Raw genomic sequence first — 21178 nt, 5'->3', positions numbered from 1 at the left:
ACTAAACATTAGAGCAGAAGAAGTAATTTTCCTCTGCTCTTTCTTTTATCCCCTTTAATGCTCTTTGCATATAAAACTGAATTTCCAACCCATCCAAATCTTCCTCCAAGCCATTCGCTTCTAGGCACAGTTTCGTTCCCAAAATATTTTCTTTCAGCCGATAGGTATAATCTATGTTTTTTTCGACATCCCAATGAATTATACAGCTTTCCTTATCGTCCACTATCAATTCCTTAAATATCTCAAATCCCCTTTCCCAAACCTCTATATGATCATAACGGATCAACAATTCTTGAATTAATTCTAGATCTGCATAGATAGCGATTTCTTGATAATACTTCATAAACTAATTCTTTATCCTTAAAATGAAAATGTTCAAGGCCTAAATTAGTCGATCAATAAGCTGAAAATGTCTTGACTTATAGATCAGAACAACAAATCAGCTTAACTACTTAAATCATTAGTATTCTAACACTTACGTGTTCAAGTTTATAGATTGGCACCACATAACAGGGGCATATCCTTATTTTCGAGAGTTTCTGAACTCAGTTGGAGTCAGTCCGGTTATATTTTTGAAAACGGTATTAAAGGCTGTCTTGGAATTAAAGCCTGAAGCATAGCCAATTGAAATCATGTTATAGGGTATCATGGTCTCATCAACCAATAGTTCTTTCGCTTTATCTACCCGAAACCGATTGATATATTGAAAGAAATTCATTCCAAATCCAGAATTAATAATGTATGACAATTGATGTACAGTAATCCCTAAGCGATTTGCCAATTTCAATAAATTGAGTTCACTATCTAAAAACAATTCCTCTTGTATCATCAATTGACTTAACTCCTCTTTGTAATGGATCAAATCTTCATCTGACAATAATTTAATTTTATGCTCAGATTGCTCCCCATCTACCTCATCAGCAATATCCAATGTTTTGTCAACATCTATTCCTTTAGGGTAAATTTCTCCCTGACGCATGGAATAAAATGCAACTAAATAGAGCACGCCCATGAAAAATAAATTGATGATGATATTTAGGTTAGTTTCAGGGAATACTAGGTTATAGATTAAAATCAGGACCGAAGAAATGATGCAGCAGTAAATAATGTACTTTATCCATCTCAGATCAATATTCATGGTATTCGAAGAAAAGGACTGTATAACTTTCTGATGTTTTCGCACTTTGAGGTAGGCCAAGACTGTACACAACAAGGCTTGAATAAAAAACAACAACAGCAATATCGGTTTGTAGAATCCTTGGGGATTTCCCTTTCCAAGGATAAGGATGGACAGAAAAGCTATTGGTAATAGAAATAACAAACTATCTTTCGCTTTCCAATTATACTGAGGGTTTGTATAATAATATACACTTATCAGGAAGCTCAAGGGAACAAAAAACTGAACAGTACGAAACAGAATATAAGCAGAATAATTAGTGAATTGATTATCCGGAAAGATCAATTCATCCAACCAGAATGTAGACCATAGTAACACAAAAAAGCCAAACCATAGGTTAGCTTTTCGATTTACCCGGATGGCATTACTAAAATTCAGAAAGGCTAACAGAAACATTCCGCCCACAAGAGCTCCTTTTATGATCAATTCTAGGTTCATCCTTTAATCATTAATTTGATGGTTAATTTATACCCTAAAGAAAAATAAAACAAACCAAACCCCAAAACTTATTGTTATGTTCACAATTTGAGATAATTTTTTTATCCAAAAATCTATTTGTTTAGACATAAATCCACTTAAAGAGGTTACCTTTGTTCTCTATCGAGTCAATCTACTTATGAATTTAAAAACGCAACTATTAACTATTCTAGTCTTTGTTTTGAGTTTTGGAACACAAGAGCTATGTGCTCAAGAAAGCAATTTGAATTCGGATGAATTGTTCCAAGCGGCTCGAAAGGAAGCATTTGACAACAAAAACTATCCCGCTGCAGTAAATCTAGCAAAAACAGCCTTAGCTAAAAGTCCAGATTATACAGATATCTCCGTGTTCCTGGGCAGGTTATATACTTGGATGGATAAAATCGACTCCGCTCGAATCGTATTCAAGGAACTTGAAATTAAAGAAGCAAAGGATCCAGATTTCTATTTCGCTTATGGTTCACTTGAATACTGGGAAGATAATTATCCAGAAGCTCTCCGAATTGTAGACAAGGGATTGACCCATGACCATAAATCCATGGATCTTCTTTTGTTAAAATCCAAAATCGCAAATGGCACTAAAGATTTTAAAACGGCAAAAGCAACTTTAGATGAAATCTTAGAAATTGACCCAAAAAATGCTGATGCCAGAACCTTGGAAATTGCCATCAAAGAACAGGTAGGAATCAATGAGGTTGGTGTCACCTACAATTGGATGTATTTTGACAAGCAATTTGAAGACAACTGGCATATCGTAGGTTTAAGCTATAAAAGAGGCACAGCAATCGGATCATTTATTTTCAGGGCGAACCTAGCAAACAAATTCGGAAGCAATGGAACTCAATTTGAACTGGAAGCCTACCCGCGACTTTCCAAAATGTTCTATATGTACCTTGGTACGGGATTCTCTAATAGTACAGGCTTATTCCCAAAATTCAGGACCGCAGCCTCTCTATACGCCAACTTACCAGCTAGTTTTGAAGCTGAGGTCGGTTTCAGACAATTGAAATTCACCGATAATGTTTGGATGTATACCGCATCTATTGGTAAATACTATAAAAACTTTTGGTTCAATGCCAGAACTTACCTTACCCCTAGTGAAAACAATATCTCCCAATCCTATGCCGGAACAGTTAGATATTATACCAAGGGTTCTGATGATTATCTAGGCTTTATCGTTGGAACAGGTATCAGTCCTGACCAAAACAGAGAAAATTTGCTATTTGACAATCTGTACAAATTGAAAACCTTTAAAACAGGTTTAGACTACAACTTCAGTGTAAAATCCAAAAATATTTTCAATATCTCCGGCACTTATTATAATGTGGAGTATAAACCAAAAACCAGGGATAATCAACTTGATTTCACGGTTGGCTATAGAAGAAGGTTCTAAAATTTAATTCTTAAAATAAGATCTAAAAGCACTGTCAGGCAATAGCTTCATTTTTGAAGTAAATTGCCTGTTCATTTTTTTGAAGGTATCAAATCTTTGGTTCAGCTCCTCGGCACCCGATTTATTATCTATCCCATCTTCACTGAGGTCCTTATTTAATTTGTAAAGAGTCCCTGAGTTCAAATGCAGGTCCGCAGAAACAAAATCAATCAATTGCGATTTACTTTGCATCATTGGAATCCCGAGCCCTTTCTTGTTAGCTCCGATATCCAATCCCTGTCCTACCCAAGCAACCTGACCTGGAACCTCCAACTGATAATTATTTTTGTAAAATGCCAAAATGCTTGGAGCAAGGTCAAAATGACTGACCACATTCTGAAACTTACGTTTAGTTTTCAATAAAGGAGAGTACACAATCAAAGGAACATGATAGCGATCTATCTTACTTTGCAGAGGTATCTCTGGCATACTATGGTCTCCGGTGATAATAAAGATCGTATTCTTGTAATCACTTCGCTGCTGGTAGGAACGGAAGAAATCCCTTAAAGCCTCGTCCGCATTCAGCACCGAAATCAATTGCTTCCTATTTTCCAAAGCAAAATTCTTTTGTATACTGTTCAGCTTAATCGTCTTCAGCCTTTGATCAAACATGGAAGCAAACTTTGCCTCATTATTGATCAGGAATGGGTTATGGGTCGATAAAGTCAGGGCAATATGGAAATGCGGAGCATTATTCTCCTGATTTGCCAATCTTAATTGTTCTAATACCGCCTGATCTTCATAACCCCAACTTTCCCCATTGCTGCTCGGCAGTTTATTATACCCCTCCGGAAAGGAGCTGACATCGACTAACTCATCAATAGCGTTTGCCTTCAGGTATTTGCTCATATAGTCAAACTCAGCATCTCCACCGTAGAAAAATGCTGTGGAAAAGCCATTTTTCTTCAAGATATTGATCAGGTTAAAATGTTCCGGATAATCCTTTAATTCTAGGAAGCCCGAATTTCCAAATGGCAGGGAACCTAAAATCGTCGGAAGCACAGAGAAAGTTCTTCCCGATGTGCTTAGATTATTTTCCCATACCAAAGAGCTATCCTTTAAGGAGTTCAAGAATGGCGTAAAATCACCGATATATCCATTTGGATTACTATAAGCATTGCCCAATCCCTCTACGATAATTAAAACAAGATTAGGAACAGAATTACTCCTGTCGAAAAATGTTCCGAGCAGGTCTTGGGTTTGATCTTCTCGCATAAATGGATAGTCCCCAGAAACTTGAGCATAACTAGCAGATGATGTATTCAAGCCTAATCCTTCTTCAATATCTTCAATGAGCATCTTGGCATTGCTTTCCATGAAAAACCCAAGCTTGCTTTTCTCTGCAGTTTCCAAAAACTCATTTTTTGTGGCGCTTTTCACATCTCCACCCATGGAAAGATATCCAAAAGCTAAAATCGCCAAGCCAAGAAAAACTGCCGACAATTTCCCTGAGCCTTTAAATCGGTTACTCGTTTTATGGAACACAAAATATAATCCAACTAAACCGACAATTAAAATCAAAATATTAACCCAATTCAATACCCCACTGGCAAGCAGTATATTCTTCAGCTCATCCGCAGAATAAAAAAACAGGTCGGTCCCCAATAAATTTCTCGATTCTGCAAAATAAAAGGCCAATACCAGTTGAGAGATCAAAATTAAACTCGCCAAAACATGAAGGGCAACTCTGGAAAACTGACGATTAAAGATTGCTAAGACTGCGTAGATCACGAAAAAGAGCACCAGAATCACAAACCCTATCAATACGTTATTCAGCAACAAGACAAAAAACGAACTCATGCCATTGAATTGCTGGATATTATGACTATAGATAAAGTATTCCAATATGCTAAAAATCGAAATTAGGATCATAAATACACTTGCGACCGAGCTAAACTCCCGGAACAAGGACTTAATAATACGGACAACCTTTTCCTTAAAAGTTTCATGAACTTGATCCGAGAAGCCTTGTCTTTTCATTTCACCCCAAGTATGCCCTTTCTTGAAATAATCAATCATTCCCCTAATACCTGCCATCGTGACTATGGGATGAAAATAAAAAGGTTCTATTATGGCCGTCAGGATCAACTTGGTCAAATCCTTCCGCTTGGTATAAACTTGGTAACTCACTAAGTCCACCGAAATCGCATATACGGAATAGAGTATACTAGAAAATAAGACTAAGGCAAATAGGACAAAGAAGAAAGTCCAGTTCAAGAAGCCCATAAATAAGAATATCCAGAAAATAACATACCCCGAAAACTCAACCAAGGGTCCAAGAAACTCAAAGAAAAACCAATATGGCAAACTGAGCATTCCCATCTTGCCGTACTTCGGATTGAACATCATTTTCCTATGTTTCCACAGGGTCTCCATCGTTCCACGCATCCAACGATTCCGTTGTTTCTTTAACACTGACTTATCCTCGGGAACTTCGGTCCAACATAATGGATCTGGAATGGTAATAACCTGATGAGGCAATTTATGCTCTTTCATATACCTACGCATTCTCACCACCAACTCCATATCCTCACCCACCGTCTTTGGATCATATCCACCACAGGCCAGTACAATCTCCTTGTCAAAAGCGCCAAATGCACCTGAAATCAAGATTAATCCACTGGCTCTTGACCAGGCCATACGCCCCAATACAAACGCCCGGATATATTCCAATGCCTGACTCCGGCCTAACCAGCTTTTTGGTAAATTAACTTCAACAACCTTACCCTTCTCTATCTTACAGTTATTTGCTAAACGGATGGTCCCACCACATGCAATCAAGCGCTTGTCTGTCTGCTCCATAAAAGGCTTCGCCAATCTCAAAATGGCATCCTGCTCTATGATACAGTCCACATCGATGCAGACAATATAGTCAGCCTTCGAAATATTGATCCCAACATTCAATGCATCGGCCTTCCCCCCATTCACCTTATCCACTACAATCAATTTCTTAAAAGCAGGGTTCTTACTTTTGTAAACCTGCTTTACTTCTTTGGTGGCTATATTCCCAGGAATGATATAAGAAACTTTTTCTAATTGATAGGCCTCGATCAATCGTTCCATTGAATCATCCTTAGAACCATCATTGACGATGATAATCTCCAATTTATGGTAATATATGGAAAGCAGTGAGCGGACATTCTCCACCACCGTCATTCCTTCGTTATAGGCAGGTGCAATCAAACTGAAACTTGGCGCGTTCGGATTGGAGGCTATAATGGAATAATCCGTAAAGATATTGCCATGCTTATAACGCAGGACAGCACCATAGGAAAATAGAGCTATCCAGGTATAAACACTAAAAATTCCAATGGAATAAAGTAAAAATAACCAAACTATGATTACATAAATAATCTCAGCCATAATTAGGATTTTTTCTGCAGAGCATGATTCAAAACCATTAAAGTTGGATCCTCAGGAGCCAACTTATTACTTAAGTCTATTAAATAATTAAATTCCCCAAGATTCGCTAAAGCTTCGGCAGCCGAAACCTTAATCCGATTGGAAGGATTGTCTATTAACTGAGATCTTAAAAATTCTAATTGGTCAAAAGCCCTAGTCTGCCCAAATCCCTTTAGGATCTCAAGTTGAAGGTCTTCCTTCATTTTAGGATAATAAATGGCCAATAGACTGGATGTATCCTGAGCATCCAAACTAAAAAGTGTTTTGATGGCATCCTTCAAAATCACATCCTGGTCATCCGCCAAAATCGCCACTACCTGATCATGCAACTCAAAAATTTGAAATTTCCGAACCAACTTTAATGCAAAATGCAAAACCGATGGATTATTGGACTCCAGCCATTTACTGATCTTTTCAGTTGCATTTTTGGGTAAAGATTTAATATTGTTCAAAATCCGCAGCTGTTGCCAATCCGACAGAATTCCTTCTAGCGTGTCTAAAAAGGATAAGCCCTCAAAACCATTGAAATGTACCATGGCATATTGTACCTCATGGACCACATTCTTTTTCCGATGATTCAGTTTGGATTCAATTTCAGGTAAGGCCAAATGCACATCCATGATAGTCAAGGCCTGTATGCCTCGAGCAATTAAATGCCCCTTATAGCTTCTAAGTAAACTATAGGACTCTTTATCTAATTGATAGGAATAAAAGACCCGCTGTAGGACCGTAGCAGCCACTCCTGAAAACTTACGGTCAGCTTCAATGAGTTGCCCCAAGAAAAACCTCCTGAAATTCTCATGCTTCAGTAATTCCGACAGATTAGGGTCGATATACAGATCGGTTTGGTTCCCTTCTACGAGTACTTGCATCAAGTATTCGTTCAACATATTCTTCCAATACTTCCTATTGATTTCCAATTTATAGGCTCGGAAACTGTAGATCAACAATCCAAGCGTAAAAAGGAAAACCAATATCAGAATGGTCAATATTCCTAATGTCAACTCATGAAGGGTAAACATTTTCTCCATAGGCTATCGCAGCAGTCTATTTACTCTAATAATCAGTTCATTGGGACTGAAGGGTTTAACCATAAAATCAGAAGCTCCCAAGTCAAATGCTTCAAGCACGGTATCTTCTTGCCCCATACTGGATAACATGATAATTGGTATCCTCTTTTCTAGACTCTTTAACTCCGAAAGGATTTCGATACCCGATGCAAAAGGCATCATGATATCGCTGATGATAAGATCGATTTCTTCTTTATTCAACAAATCGATGGCCTCCATTCCATTCCTCGTTAAGATCACCTGGTAACCCTCTTTTTTTAGTTTATGTTCGATAGTTTTGAGGATTAATTCATCGTCTTCAGCTAATAACACAACCATTTCTTTACTCCTTTATATCAATTAATAATTTCTGTAATATTTCAATTTCATGTAATACCTTAGGCAAATGTTCCCACACTTCAATCCCCTTCGAAAATTGACTGTCCAATTCAATCAACATAAGATTCAATTCCGTCAAGCCTGCACTTCCTGATGTACCTTTCAATTTATGTAAGACCCGTCCTAATAGATTTTCATCTCGATCCTGGATCAATTGCTTGATATCCAATTCCTGCATCTGCAGTTCTTGAAGGATCAATCCATAAAACTGTTGTTTAAATACCGGATCAGAATCGGTCGCTTCTTCAATAACATCAAAATCTATATGCTTGACCTCATTGATGTTGGATAAACTTTTATCTGAAGCCTTTAGTAGGCAATTGTACAGCACTTCTTTAAAAGTCTCAACTTTAATGGGCTTGGTCAAAAAATCATTCACACCTACCTGTAAGCACCTTTCTCTTTCCCCAACAACATTACCGGCAGTAATTCCAATGATGGGCACATGCTTATAACTTTCAATCTCTCGGATCCTTTTTGTCGCTTCAAGCCCATCCATCACCGGCATCTGAATATCCATTAAGATCAGATCGAAATCCTGGTTTTCACAGGAGTCTACTGCCAATTGGCCATTCTCAACACAGACCGTACTACAATTAGGAAGTAAATTTTCTATAAGTCGATTATTCAAGGCCATGTTCACCGGATTATCATCTGCAAGAAGAACCTGATATGACTTTGTGGATATCTTTTCTTCTGCAGCGAACTCCATTTCCTGCTCCACTGGAAGTGATTTATTAGCCTCAGTATCTTTCCTCAAGATCCTATACAAGTCTTCTGAAATAATAGGCTTGGTTAATATATGTGAGTTGGATTCTTGACGGAAGTGTCCAATATGCTCTTCATCATCTGAAGAGGTATGCAAGATCATGATCGGTAACTCCTCCTCGTTCTGACGATATAATTCCTTGATTTTTGAAAGAGTTTCTAAACCATTTAGGATTGGCATCCTATAATCCATCAAAATTACATCAAATCGCTTCCCAATGGACAAAAGCTGTAGGGCCTCAAAGCCATTTTCAGCAGTTTCGGTTTCCACTCCTTTATAGGCCAACATGTGCTCCAAAATCATTCTATTGCTGCCATTATCATCCACAATCAGGGCAGAATCGACTGCCAAATTATGTTCAGCCTCAATAGGGTTCTCATAAGGAACTTCTATTTCAAAAAAGAATTCCGACCCTACCCCTACTGCACTCCTCAAGGATAGATTGCTGCCCATATAATTTAGGATATTGTTGGAAATCGTCAGACCTAAGCCCGTTCCTCCAAAACGTTTGCTCACAGAACTGTCTTCCTGGATAAAAGCATCAAATATGCGCTGCTGCTTTTCATCTGGAATCCCTATTCCGGTGTCTCGAACCGTAAATCGCAATCCGACCTTCTCCTCATTCCTGAAGGTTTCCTCCACCCGCAATTCAATCTCTCCTTGTTCCGTAAATTTTACCGCATTCCCCAAAAGATTGATCAGAACCTGTTTAATCCTGGATTCATCTACATGAATCATGGTCGGCAAACCCTGCTCAATATTCAATAATAGCTCAATATCCTTGTTTTGGGCTTGATAGAGAATCACGTGGATGACCTGGTTTACTAATTCATATAGGTTGTATTGATCAATGTAGAATTCAAGCTTTCCTGATTCTATTTTTGAAAAATCCAAGATATCATTAATGATCGCAAGGAGGTTTGTCCCAGATTCATTTACATATTTTAAATATTGCTTCTGTAGATCGTTTAGCGGTGTTTTCAGCAATAGATCGGAAAAGCCTATTACACCATTTAATGGTGTCCTGATCTCATGGCTCATATTCGCCAAGAATTCGGATTTAGCTTTACTGGCTAGGTCCGCAAGCTGTTTCGCTTTCCTTAGTTCCTCATTGTTCTCGACTTGTTCCGTTATATTTTGGGAGAATATGATTATCCCACCAATATTATTGTCCGAAATACGCCAAGGCCTCACTTCCCAATTATAATGTTGATTTTCTGCAGCGCCTTCAACTTGAACAACCTCATCTACATTTTTATAGGGTATTCCTTCTAAGGCTCGTTGATAGATCTGCTTGCGACTTTCGGGAACATTTGGAAAAAGTTCAAAAAGATTCCTTTTGCCGTCTGAATTCTTCCCTTGATGGAATTCTTCAATCCATTGTTGACTGAGCGCCAAATAATTGAGATCAGTATCAAACATGGCTACTGCAGCTGGAACGTGCTTGACAAAGGTTTGAAGCATGGCTTCTTTTAACTCAATGTCTAAATACAGCCTCTTGCTCTGGTCAATATCTTGAATAATCCCAAAAACCCTTTCACATCGCCCTTCGATATATTCAGGGTTGCCTTTAATACGGACCCAGATCTGTTCTGAATTTGGCTTTCTTAATTGTATTTCAAAATCATAGGACTGCCCAGTTTCGATGGCCCTGTTAAATCTATGCTCAATGATCGTTCTTTCCTCCGGATCGAAAAATGAAAACACATTCTCCATATTGGGCTGAAAATCCTCAGAAACACCATGGATCAATCGTGTTGAATCAGACCAATAGATTTCATTCTTTTTAACATCAACTTCCCAACCACCTACTTGGGCAACAATATTGGTTTGCTCAAGCATCTGTTTGGTATGTTCTAAGTCCTTCTCTAACTTGATCCGATCGGTTAAATTCAAGGCGGAGCTCACGACATATTGCTTGCCGTTCTGGTCTTTTTCGACCATATTGTTGTACAACCAATAGATCCATTCTCCATTCCTTTTTTTCAGGACCATCATGCCAGAATCCTCTCCATTTTTCAGGATCCTATCCAAATAAGGTTGAACAAGCGATTTATTTTCATTCGGTACTAAATCCCTTAAGTTCAAACCTGGGATTTCTTCCAAGGAATATCCAAGAACCTGTCTGCCCTTTTCATTGACCTCCAATATATTCCCATGGATATCGTGCATGCTCGTCAGCCCGATTCCATTTTCAAAGAAATTCCTAAATCTCCTTTCGGAAACTTCCAGTTTTGCACGTTCTGAATTCTCTCTGGTCATGTTCCTGCCAAATGCAAAAATCTCCTTATTCTCTTGACCATGCCTCAGGTGCCAATCAATCGTTACCGACTCGTCTTCCCTAAGCTGTGTTTGCGTTTGCACCATAACCTCCAGATCTGAACTGGATACAGACTTGATTTTCGAGACCACCTTCCTATCCTTAACTTTCAGTACCTCTAAAAAATTAAGACCGTCGAATTCGCGGATAGGTATTTGCATCAGTTCTGCAAAGGCTGGATTTACTTCCTTTACGGTAAAATCCTCATTCAAAACACAGATCATGTTCTGTGTCACGGAAAGGATATCCTTGAAATAACCCGCTTGATTTAATTTCCTCTTGGCCAATAGTACGGCCAAAACGGCTTTTGCTAAGTCTTCCAGTTCTTTTAACTGTTGCTGGCTTAATGTTTTGGGATGATAATCGATTACACATAGTGTACCTAAAGCATGTCCACGTTCGTCCAATAATGGTACCCCAGCGTAAAACCGGATCTGCCCAGCAATGATGAGCGGATTATGCGCCGTCCTGGTATCCAAGAAGGTATCCTCAATCATCAATGGCTCCGAACTCAATATCGTATATTGGCAGACCGTATTCTTACGATCTACCGTTTCTAAGTCCAGACCAATGCAGCTTTGGATTCGCTGCTGATCCTTTTCCATAATAGCAATGATGGAGGAGGGACAGTTCGTAATACGACATGCCAGTTCTGCAAAAACATCCAGTTCCGGCAATTTTCCAACAGCAATCAGTCCAAAAGAATATAGGATATTTAAACGCTCCGATTCATTTTCCGGGACAATAGGCATGCTCATACAATATTGGTAGATTAATAAGTAATGCAAGATAGTTATTACTTATGTTATAACTTCTTTTTTATTAATTTAAACCATAAAATTGCGATATAGTTCTAAAATTATTTTATCATTTTAAAAAAAATTAACGAAACTAAAATCATACTGAATAAATAACTTTCATATAGCAATATATTAGCGCTAATAATAGTATATGGAAATGCAGATATATTCTTTGCCGATAATCCGAAGTTCTTGTTTAGGTAAGGCTTTTTATACAAAAAAAGGGATGCCAAACATCCCTTATAATTCTTGCGATTTCATTAAAAGCAATCCTATTTCAAGAACTCTTTAATGTTATTGTTGCTACCGTATATGACGATGATTTCTCCTTCTTGCAATACCGTATCAGGTTTAGGGATTCCATGCAAAATCGTGGTGACGATCCTGCTTTTGCCAAATAAAGTATCTCTTTCTGCACTCTTCAGAATGGTCAGGACTAATATTTCATATTTTTCCCTAAAACCGATTTCCTGAATTGTTTTGCCTACATATTGCTTTGGAATTATGGCTTCCACAATGCTGTAGTTGGCATTTAATTCAAATGAATCAACCAAGCCAGACAAACACAGCTTCTTCGACCAGCGCTCTGCAGTTTCCTCCTCCGGATGGACAATCTCAGTAACGCCGATGGCATTCAAGACCTTTTCATGTAATGCATTGACCGCACGGCTCACCAAACGTTTCACTTGTGCTTCTTTACATAAGGCAGTCACCATAATATTGGCCCCTTCATCCTCGCCTATGGCTACAATGACTACATCGGTGTTTTTTAAAGGCAAAGAATGAAAAGCACTTGGCTCGGCCGCATCAAGCGCAATGGTATGTGTGATTTTCTCCTTCAAAGCGGTAATGCGCTCCAGCCTCAAATCAACCCCAATCACCTCGTTTCCTTGGGCTGTTAGTTTCATGGCCAAAGAGGCCCCAAAATTCCCTAATCCTATGATGATAAATTTCATTGCTTAATTTATTGTAAGTTCTTCTTTTGCGTATCTATAATTCGTGAATTTCACCTTCTTGAACATGGCAATCATAATTGTCAGCATGGTCACCCTGCCTATGAACATCAGAATAATCAATGTGATCTTACTCCCTGCTGACAGCTTTGCCGTAATGCCTAAGGTCAATCCGACCGTACTATAGGCAGAAAAACATTCAAATGCGATTTCTACCAAAGTACATTCTGGATCAAAAACAGAAATCGAAATGATACAGCAGCCGATCACAAAAAGCGATAAGGTCATGATGGCAAATGCCCGCTTAATGGTAATGCCTGCGATTTCACGTTGAAATACCTCTACCCTTTCTTTTCCCTTAACCAAACTCAGGATGTTCAAAACCGCTACGGCAAAAGTACTCGTCTTAATACCTCCCCCAGTAGAGTTTGGTGAGGCACCGATCCACATCAACAGGATAATGAACAGGATACTGTAAATATGTAAAGCGCCATAGTCAATGCTGTTATAACCTGCCGTACGTGGGGAAACAACGGTAAAAAGTGCTGTTACGAATTTGCCTATCCCCTCATGCGTCACCAAGATATTATCATATTCCAATATAAAGATCAATATAGTCGCAAAAACTGTAATGCTCAGCGTAGTAATCAAATTGATCTTACTGTTTATATTGATCACCCAAGGCTTATAATCAAATTCCCGATAGGCAATCTTCTTAAATATGCGATTGAATACGTGCTTCAGGTATTTCAATATATTGATTACTATTGGAAAGCCAAGACCTCCAAAAATGATCAAGATGATCAAGACCATCTGAAATGCATAGTTATGGATAACGAGTGGATTGGTCAGACCATCTGGCACTACAGAAAATCCTGCATTACAAAAGGATGAAATCGAATGAAAGACTGAAAAAAACAGATGTTCCAAAAAGGACTGATCCATCAACTTTGCCGTAAAAAGGAAAATGAAGATCGCTCCAACCAATTCTATGGAAAACGTAATGATGATGATTCGCTTCAACATCAAAAATACTTCCCCCAGCTTTTCATTATTGGAAAAATTACTGGTCGCGATTTGGTTTTCGTAAGTGCTTGCTCCTTTGAAAAAATAAGCGAAATAGTTGGTAAAGGTCAAGATGCCCAATCCGCCGATTTGAATCAGTAAAATAATGATAAAATGACCTATGGGAGTAAATGCAGTTCCGGTATCCAAAGTAGTCAATCCCGTGACACAGACCGCACTGGTTGCCGTAAAGAGTGCATCGATAAAATTAATCGGAACCTGGGTAGAAAACGGCGCCATCAACAATAAACATCCAGTCAAAATGATCATAATAAAACTGAACGTAAAGAGTTGCGCAGGGTTATAGAATGCTTTAACGTTTTTCATATTTCAGAGTGCTGGCAAAGTAAGGATAATTTCAAAAAATATGCAATAATTCATCAATCCTGCGCTAAAATTGCCTATTAGTTTATTTTTTAATACCTTTGTGTCTTATTTATTAAAAACAACAGCAAATTAGCATTCGCAATTCGCTGCAAATCCCATACTATCTTTAACGCTTCTAGGTGATTAGCCGTGGGATCTCATTTTGTTCCCTGCGAAGGGTTTATCGAATTTATCATACTGAATATTTACTATTAATACGCACCACAAAAACAGAAAAAATGCAAGACGCAAATTTGAACGGTATAGAAAACAAACTTGAAAAATTTATTGACAGTGCAATCGCATATGCTCCAGTATTATTGAGCTCTTTGATTTCTGCCGCACTTGTTCTCTTCTTGGGACTATGGTTGATCAAGCTATTTGGAAAACTTTTAGGAAAGATTTTCGAAAAGCGCGATGTAGATCCCAGCATCAGGACATTTTTGGGAAACCTATTGAATTGGGTCTTAAAGATCATGCTTTTCATCGTGGTAGTCAGCCAATTAGGCGTACAGACTTCTACCTTTATTGCAGTAATTGGTGCTGCCGGTTTAGCAATCGGTATGTCATTACAAGGATCACTATCTAACTTCGCTGGAGGTGTATTGATCTTGCTGTTCAAACCTTTTAGGGTCGGTGATTATATCTCCTCTTCATCAGGTGTGGATGGTACGGTCAAGGTAATCGATATTTTCAATACCAGATTGGTTACTCCGCAGAATCAATTGGTAATCATTCCCAATGGTGAACTTTCCAATAGTAACATCACCAATTATTCTGAACTAGGAACCCGAAGAACATGGTTCAACATAGGTGTAGGGTATGACACCGATTTAAAGGCAGCAAAACAATTGTTGTTGGATACGATTTCGAGAAATGAATTTGCCTTTAAGGATCCAGCACCAGATGTGGTTGTCACTGAATTAGGTGATAGTGCCATCAACCTCTCAATACGTGCCACGACCTCCAACGAAAATTTCTGGGCCATGCAGGAACAATTGATCATACAATGTAAAGAAGACCTGGATAAGGCAGGAATCGATATCCCATTCCCACAAACCGATATCCATATCAAAAAATAAAAAAAGAGATTGCTGGGAGGGGGATTTTGAACCAGGATTCAAGGGATAAGAGGATGGACCAAGATCGGGGTTGAACCAGGATTCAAAGGATAAGAGGATGGGCCAAGATCGGGGTTCCATTATTTTAGCTAGCATGGTACGTTAGCCTGGAAGTAGCGAAAAACTGATGTTCGATTAATTGAACATCAGTTTTTCGCTACTTCTATATTGTTCAATACTATTTCTAAAATAATTCTGCCCTTCCAGGGCAGTATGTCATAAAAAAGGAAAAATTCAGGATAATAAAAATGGGTCTAGAAAGCCAGAAACATAGATCTATCAAACTTCATTGGTATGCAGGAAGGATCTCGGAACAATGCGTTTCCATAATTGCAATGGCTTACTTTCCCGGACCTTCGGTCCAGGATGACAGGGTCGTAGAGTAGAGAACTGTACAGAATCCTCATTGATCGTTCAGAATCAAAATGCGATAAGAAGGGATTCAGAGTGAAACGAAGAATCTATTTATTTTCTTTTTTTAAGGATCGTTGTCATTGCAAAATCGCAAGATGAGCAAACTATTTTTTTCTTTTTTGACCCATAAAAGGAATATATAGAAAAATATTCCACCCCAGCTAGGGGTTGGCCATTATTCAGATCTAATTTCTGAAAATATTCCATCCCCGCTGGGGTTTTTCTACAAACATTTCACCTTCCGAAGGAAGTCCTTTAGCCCCCGGCTCATTTCCAGTGGCGGAAAAATGGAAAGAATGCCGATGACCTGTGCGATGGGATTGGCCTTGGAATGCTTTCTCAAGATCATCCCATCAAAAGGGATGATCTTGAGAAAGGTATTCCCGACAACAAGGCATTCTTGTCCATGTGCGGATGACTGTGCGAAAAGCCACCTTAAATGGGCCGAAGCCTTTTGGTTACTTTTGGGCTTCAAAAGTAACGAAGAAAATTGATATCCTTGAGCTCCTCCGGCGGTTTGATTACTTTTGGGCTTCAAAAGTAACGAAGAAAATTGGTGTCCATGAGCTCCTTCGTCGGTTTTGGTTACTTTTGGGCTTCAAAAGTAACGAAGAAAATTGGTGTCCATGAGCTCCTTCGTCGGTTTTGGTTACTTTTGGGCTTCAAAAGTAACAAAGAAAATTGGTGTCCATGAGCTCCTTCGTCGGTTTTGGTTACTTTTGGGCTTCAAAAGTAACGAAGAAAATTGGTGTCCTTGAGCTCCTTCGGCGGTTTGGTTACTTTTGGGCTTCAAAAGTAACGAAGAGAATTGGTATCCGTGAGCTCCTCCGGCGGTTTTGATTACTTTTGGGCTTCAAAAGTAACAAAGAATCTGTGGTTATTTTCCTTAACTTAATGACATTGCCCGCTAGGGGTTGCATACCTAAGCAAACATTCATCCTTCCAATACAAAAAAGGAGCGGCTTTTCAGCCACTCCAATTCTTTTATCCCTGAAAAAATCAGGTTATCTAAAGGATTTCTTATTTGTGCGACAAGATCCAAGTTACAATCTCATCTAGGTCGGCATCTTTCATGTTCGGGTGTGCAGCCATCGCTACTTCTCCCCAGACGCCACTTCCGCCATTCTTGATTTTCTTCACTAGGATACTGTGTGCATCTTTATTGTCTTTATAGTGTTTTGCAATCTCTACATATGAAGGTCCTACAGACTTCTTATCGATAGCGTGACAAGCCTTACAGTCTGATGCCTCGATCAAGGCCTCACCTTTAGGCTTGCTGCCTTGCTGGTGGCCCATTGGTCCAGCAACACTTGCATCCCCTTCAGTTCCTTTATGAGCAGCCTGATCTGCCGAAGCTGGCACGAAATCAATTCTTGAAATCCCAGCATCCGGGTTCTTGCTAAACCATCCACTGCCATACTCCAATACATAGAACTTACCATCAGGACCTACTTCCATATCGATTGGACTGTTGAATTTAACACCGCCCATGAATGGCTCCATCTTATCGAAATCACCGTTAGGCAACATCGTAACAGCTTTAAACCAACCGCGGATCCAGTCATAAACAAACAATTTACCATTGTAATAGTCTGGATACCGAGTTTCCTGAGGGAACATATCGGTATAATAAATTGGACCGGCCATCGCATTACGGCCACCTGAACCTACTTGAGGGAAATCTGGTGATTCCGCATATGGATACCAAATAAAGGCAGGCATTGCCTCTGGCAACTCTCGTAAACCTGTGTTATTCCTTGAATCATTGATTGGTTTTTTCGCATCATACGCAGGACCCATTTCACCAGTTTCATAATTATAAGCATGGTAAGCATAGTTGTTTCCTACGAAATATGGCCAACCAAAGAAACCTGCTTTACGTGCCTGGTTAACTTCATCGTAACCACGCGGACCTCTGTTCAACGAATCCTTATTGGCATCCGGACCAACTTCCCCCCAATACAAGAATCCATTTTTCTTATCAATGGAGATTCTATAAGGGTTTCTGTTACCCATTACGTAGATCTCAGGTCTTGTTTTCTCTGTTCCTTTCGCAAACAGGTTGCCTTCAGGAATAGCATAGGTACCATCTTCTTTAACGGTGATACGTAATACCTTACCGCGCAGATCATTGGTATTTCCAGAAGAACGTTGAGCGTCATATTGCTCATGCCCTTCCCTAGCATCCTTAGGAGAAAATCCATTGCTCACATATTTTTGGTTTGGCTCATCAAATGGAGTAGAGTTGTCACCTGTAGAAATGAACAGATTTCTATCCTTACCAAATGCCAATGAACCACCTGTATGACAACAGATATCACGTTGAGAATAAAGCTCTAAAATCACTTTTTCAGAAGCCATATCCAATTTATTGTCCTTGAAGACAAATCTCGAAAGTCTATTTACCGAAGTATCTTTAGGACTGTAATAAGCATAGATAAAATTGTTCTTTGCAAAGTCTGGATCGGCTGTTAGACCCATAAATCCTTCTTCCGCATTCACGTTTGGAACTTCTGTTTTATGATAGACATCCAAAAGTCCAACTTGGCTTACTTTATTGGTTTCTTTGCTATAAAGCAACAATTCGCCGCGACGTTGGGCAATCAAGATATCAAGGTTTGGAAGGATAGCCATTTCCGTCGGTTCAAAGAACTCTCCTTCGGCCATAGTTACCTTCTTGAACTGGTCTGCAGCTGGAACCTGAACAGTCTTAGCTTTTTTATAGTCTAATTCAAGGTTTTTACCGATTGCATATTGAATACCCCCTAAGATATGTTTCAAGAAATTCGCGTCTGCATATTCTGCATCCTCATGTCCCAAACCGGTGTAGAAAGACCTTCCGCCATCATATTCATGGAACCAAGCAACAGGAGCCTGCTCAACCTCATCCTTATTCGGGAAAACAGATTTATCAACCGTCATCAGGATTTTTAAGTTTTCAGGTTGTTTCTTGAAGGTGTACCATTCATCGGTAATCTCCCAAGGATCAGGAAGACCTTTTGTAGAAGGATGATTTTTGTCTACAATGGTTAATTTACCTTGTTTCAATTCAGGCTCTGAACCAAAATATCCACCAAGTAAACGTCCGTACCAACCCCAATCCGTCTCCGAGTCAGCAGCTGAATGGATTCCAACAAAACCACCACCAGCTTGAATGTAACGCTCGAAATCAGCTTCTTGATAATTGTTTAAGACATCCCCAGATGTATTTAAAAACACAACTGCTGAGTAATTCTTCAAAGAATCTTCAACAAATCGATCCGCATTCGAAGTGGTATCCACAACAAAATCGTTCTCTAGACCTAATTTTTGAATGGCTGCATTGCCCTTTTCAATTGAATTGTGATGAAAACCTGCAGTTTTACTGAAAACCAATACCCTAGGCTTTCCAGATCGCTTTTGTTGACAAGAACTCAGTACCGCCACTAATATTAGCAGGAGAGAAATCTTGGATAAACAATGTTTAATCATATTTGAGTTTATTAATATTTTTTGTGTTTAGGTTTCGCTAATCCGTTTTACCAAATTAGCAAATGTCAGTCAAAAAACAAATATGCAATTAATTATTTCAGTCCAAAGAACTGCATTGAAAAAATTACAACTGAAAGGTTAGTAAAAGATCAAGTTTTGGGAATCGACAACAGGAGTGAAATATTTGTAGAAAGGTGAATTGGAATGTAGAAAACCCACAGCGTGGGTGAAATATTTTTTATATCTCCCTTTTAAGCGTCTAAAAAGAAAAAAAATAGTTCCCTCATCTTACAATTTCGGGATGACAACGATCCTTAAAAAAAGTAATAAATAGATTCTTCGTTTCACTCTGAATCCCTCCTAGGCGCATTTTGATTCTGAACGATCAGTGAGGAATCTGTACGGTTCTCCACACAAACCGATTGTCATCCTTAACCGAAGGTTAAGGACCTGTACGCCAATGCTATCCGTAATTTGATTATGTCTGTAAAATTCCGAGATCCTTCCTTCGTCAGGACGACAGGAAGGGGGAAACCGAACGTACAGGAAAGTACACCAATACACTATTGAAAATATATGCATTGTTCCGAGATCCTTCATGCGTCAGGATGACCCCAAAAAAAACAGACCTTTTAGCACTAATTATATGCTAAAATAAGCCCCCATATCTTGGTCCATCCTCCTATCCCTGGCATCCTGGTTCAAATACCAACCGGCTTAGCATTTCCCCTACCACAATCATTACATTTACTTCAAATATTTCCCTTCCACGATTTTATTCACCCTATACATCAACAAGATACAGATTAAAATACTCACAAACGTAATCAGTCCCAATAACTGAAAATTCTCAAAGCCCTGATTACCTTCCTTTTCAATCAAAACAATTCCACCTAAGATGGAGGCAATTCCCCCACTGGACTGTTGTATGGCTGAATTGATATTCATAAAGGCTCCACGTTCACTAGCATCTGGAATGGCTGTAATCATGGCGGTTGCACTGATAATCCTAGAAGATACAAACAGCATCATACAGCTGAATGCCACGGCAACCATAAATAAATTGCCCGCTGGAACATTAACAAACCAAATGATACAGATTCCGGCCAATAAACTACCCGTAACAAACAACTTATACTTTCCCCAAGAATCACTTAATTTTCCAAAAATTGGTGAACCAATCAATGTGGCTATCCCCGCCGAGAAAAAAACATAGGGTAATTGGTCTTCTGCATAATTAAGATCGAATACCAAATGCGGGGTAACATAGGGCTGTAAGATAAAACCTCCTGTTGCTAGGAAAAAGGTTGTCGAAAATGCAATCAAATATTTTTTATTGGTAAAAACCCTTTTTATCACTTGGAAATAACTGCTTTTCTCTCCAGGAATGGTTTTGGAAGGAATAGGTTTCATAAATTTCACCAACATGGCGATATTGATAAGGCCAATACCTACGATAAAATAAAATGGAACATGCCAGGACCAAATATGCGCTAAATAGAGCCCTAATGGAATCCCCAAAATCTGACTTGCAGAAAATGCCATCTGTATAAACCCCATCACCCTACCTCGGATCTCATACCTGAAAAAATCTGTAACGGTCGCAAAGGTAATTCCCGACATTACTCCACCAAAAACACCGGCGACAATCCTAGATACCAACAAAAAATAGTACGAAGGTGCTATTGCGCAACAGACTGTTCCGATAATAAAACCTACGTACATGATCAAGAGGATATTTTTACGGTCAAAACGATCGATAAAACCGGCCAAAAGAAAGCCCGAAGCACCTGCACTCAATGCATAGGCAGACACTAAGATTCCAAATTGCTTGGTGGAAATATCCAAGGAGTCGATCAACTCTGCACCTAAAGGTGCCATAACTGCAAAATCTAAAACTACCGTAAACTGGACAATGGTCAACATCGCAACCAATAATGATTCGTATCGGGAAAAAGTCATA

13 protein-coding genes are annotated in these 21178 nt (G+C 39.0%); 2 read left to right on the top strand and 11 right to left on the bottom strand.

Annotation, left to right across the window (positions count from 1 at the left end; genetic code table 11):
• Position 1 precedes the first annotated feature (1 nt).
• Both NMK93_RS07535 and NMK93_RS07530 read right to left on the bottom strand, forming a co-directional pair.
• A complete protein-coding gene (locus tag NMK93_RS07535) occupies positions 2-343 on the bottom strand; it encodes a hypothetical protein (RefSeq protein ID WP_254529188.1) in 342 nt (113 codons plus the stop codon).
• Between the two features lie 180 nt (positions 344-523).
• Complete coding sequence (locus NMK93_RS07530; protein ID WP_254529187.1) at positions 524-1615, bottom strand: helix-turn-helix domain-containing protein; 1092 nt, start codon at positions 1613-1615, stop codon at positions 524-526.
• A gap of 178 nt (positions 1616-1793) precedes the next feature.
• Between NMK93_RS07530 and NMK93_RS07525 the strand changes: the two genes are divergently transcribed.
• Complete coding sequence (locus NMK93_RS07525) at positions 1794-3047, top strand: YaiO family outer membrane beta-barrel protein (protein ID WP_254529185.1); 1254 nt, start codon at positions 1794-1796, stop codon at positions 3045-3047.
• Between the two features lie 3 nt (positions 3048-3050).
• Here the strand turns inward: NMK93_RS07525 and NMK93_RS07520 are convergent, their stop codons facing one another.
• The 6 genes from NMK93_RS07520 to NMK93_RS07495 form a co-directional block, all read right to left on the bottom strand.
• A complete protein-coding gene (locus NMK93_RS07520) occupies positions 3051-6449 on the bottom strand; it encodes a sulfatase-like hydrolase/transferase (protein WP_254529183.1) in 3399 nt (1132 codons plus the stop codon).
• Between the two features lie 2 nt (positions 6450-6451).
• Positions 6452-7519, bottom strand: a complete 1068-nt coding sequence (locus NMK93_RS07515) for a hypothetical protein (protein WP_254529180.1) — start codon at positions 7517-7519, stop codon at positions 6452-6454.
• Positions 7520-7522: 3 nt separating this feature from the next.
• Positions 7523-7876 carry a response regulator transcription factor gene (locus NMK93_RS07510; protein ID WP_185211717.1) on the bottom strand — a complete coding sequence of 118 codons (354 nt, stop codon included), beginning with the start codon at positions 7874-7876 and terminating at the stop codon, positions 7523-7525.
• 4 nt (positions 7877-7880) lie between these two features.
• Positions 7881-11783: a response regulator gene (locus tag NMK93_RS07505; protein WP_254529177.1), complete on the bottom strand. Its 3903-nt coding sequence runs from the start codon at positions 11781-11783 to the stop codon at positions 7881-7883.
• A gap of 314 nt (positions 11784-12097) precedes the next feature.
• Entirely contained in the window at positions 12098-12781 is a 684-nt protein-coding gene (locus NMK93_RS07500; protein WP_185211715.1) for a TrkA family potassium uptake protein, read from the bottom strand.
• 3 nt (positions 12782-12784) lie between these two features.
• Positions 12785-14170: a TrkH family potassium uptake protein gene (locus tag NMK93_RS07495; protein ID WP_185217038.1), complete on the bottom strand. Its 1386-nt coding sequence runs from the start codon at positions 14168-14170 to the stop codon at positions 12785-12787.
• Between the two features lie 278 nt (positions 14171-14448).
• Between NMK93_RS07495 and NMK93_RS07490 the strand changes: the two genes are divergently transcribed.
• Positions 14449-15291, top strand: a complete 843-nt coding sequence (locus NMK93_RS07490) for a mechanosensitive ion channel family protein (protein WP_185211713.1) — start codon at positions 14449-14451, stop codon at positions 15289-15291.
• A gap of 676 nt (positions 15292-15967) precedes the next feature.
• Here NMK93_RS07490 and NMK93_RS07485 read toward each other — a convergent pair.
• The 3 genes from NMK93_RS07485 to NMK93_RS07475 all read right to left on the bottom strand — a co-directional run bounded on the left by NMK93_RS07485 (position 15968) and on the right by NMK93_RS07475 (position 21177).
• Positions 15968-16219: a hypothetical protein gene (locus tag NMK93_RS07485; RefSeq protein WP_254529175.1), complete on the bottom strand. Its 252-nt coding sequence runs from the start codon at positions 16217-16219 to the stop codon at positions 15968-15970.
• Positions 16220-16764: 545 nt separating this feature from the next.
• On the bottom strand, positions 16765-19215 hold the full coding sequence (locus NMK93_RS07480) for a ThuA domain-containing protein (RefSeq protein ID WP_254529174.1): 2451 nt from the start codon (positions 19213-19215) through the stop codon (positions 16765-16767).
• A gap of 747 nt (positions 19216-19962) precedes the next feature.
• Complete coding sequence (locus NMK93_RS07475; protein WP_185217041.1) at positions 19963-21177, bottom strand: MFS transporter; 1215 nt, start codon at positions 21175-21177, stop codon at positions 19963-19965.
• Position 21178: the final 1 nt, after the last annotated feature.

The sequence above is a fragment of the Sphingobacterium sp. LZ7M1 genome (assembly GCF_024296865.1).
Taxonomy (GTDB): Bacteria; Bacteroidota; Bacteroidia; order Sphingobacteriales; family Sphingobacteriaceae; genus Sphingobacterium.
This window is presented reverse-complemented; position numbering and strand designations above follow the sequence as displayed.

What these genes read in the sequence shown, in the direction of transcription:
- NMK93_RS07510 (WP_185211717.1), bottom strand. Translation starts at nt 7,876, where the DNA reads ATGGTTGTGTTATTAGCTGAAGACGATGAATTAATCCTCAAAACTATC.
- NMK93_RS07505 (WP_254529177.1), bottom strand. Translation starts at nt 11,783, where the DNA reads ATGAGCATGCCTATTGTCCCGGAAAATGAATCGGAGCGTTTAAATATC.
- NMK93_RS07525 (WP_254529185.1), top strand. Translation starts at nt 1,794, where the DNA reads ATGAATTTAAAAACGCAACTATTAACTATTCTAGTCTTTGTTTTGAGT.
- NMK93_RS07535 (WP_254529188.1), bottom strand. Translation starts at nt 343, where the DNA reads ATGAAGTATTATCAAGAAATCGCTATCTATGCAGATCTAGAATTAATT.
- NMK93_RS07515 (WP_254529180.1), bottom strand. Translation starts at nt 7,519, where the DNA reads ATGGAGAAAATGTTTACCCTTCATGAGTTGACATTAGGAATATTGACC.
- NMK93_RS07520 (WP_254529183.1), bottom strand. Translation starts at nt 6,449, where the DNA reads ATGGCTGAGATTATTTATGTAATCATAGTTTGGTTATTTTTACTTTAT.
- NMK93_RS07480 (WP_254529174.1), bottom strand. Translation starts at nt 19,215, where the DNA reads ATGATTAAACATTGTTTATCCAAGATTTCTCTCCTGCTAATATTAGTG.
- NMK93_RS07495 (WP_185217038.1), bottom strand. Translation starts at nt 14,170, where the DNA reads ATGAAAAACGTTAAAGCATTCTATAACCCTGCGCAACTCTTTACGTTC.
- NMK93_RS07500 (WP_185211715.1), bottom strand. Translation starts at nt 12,781, where the DNA reads ATGAAATTTATCATCATAGGATTAGGGAATTTTGGGGCCTCTTTGGCC.
- NMK93_RS07490 (WP_185211713.1), top strand. Translation starts at nt 14,449, where the DNA reads ATGCAAGACGCAAATTTGAACGGTATAGAAAACAAACTTGAAAAATTT.
- NMK93_RS07530 (WP_254529187.1), bottom strand. Translation starts at nt 1,615, where the DNA reads ATGAACCTAGAATTGATCATAAAAGGAGCTCTTGTGGGCGGAATGTTT.
- NMK93_RS07475 (WP_185217041.1), bottom strand. Translation starts at nt 21,177, where the DNA reads ATGACTTTTTCCCGATACGAATCATTATTGGTTGCGATGTTGACCATT.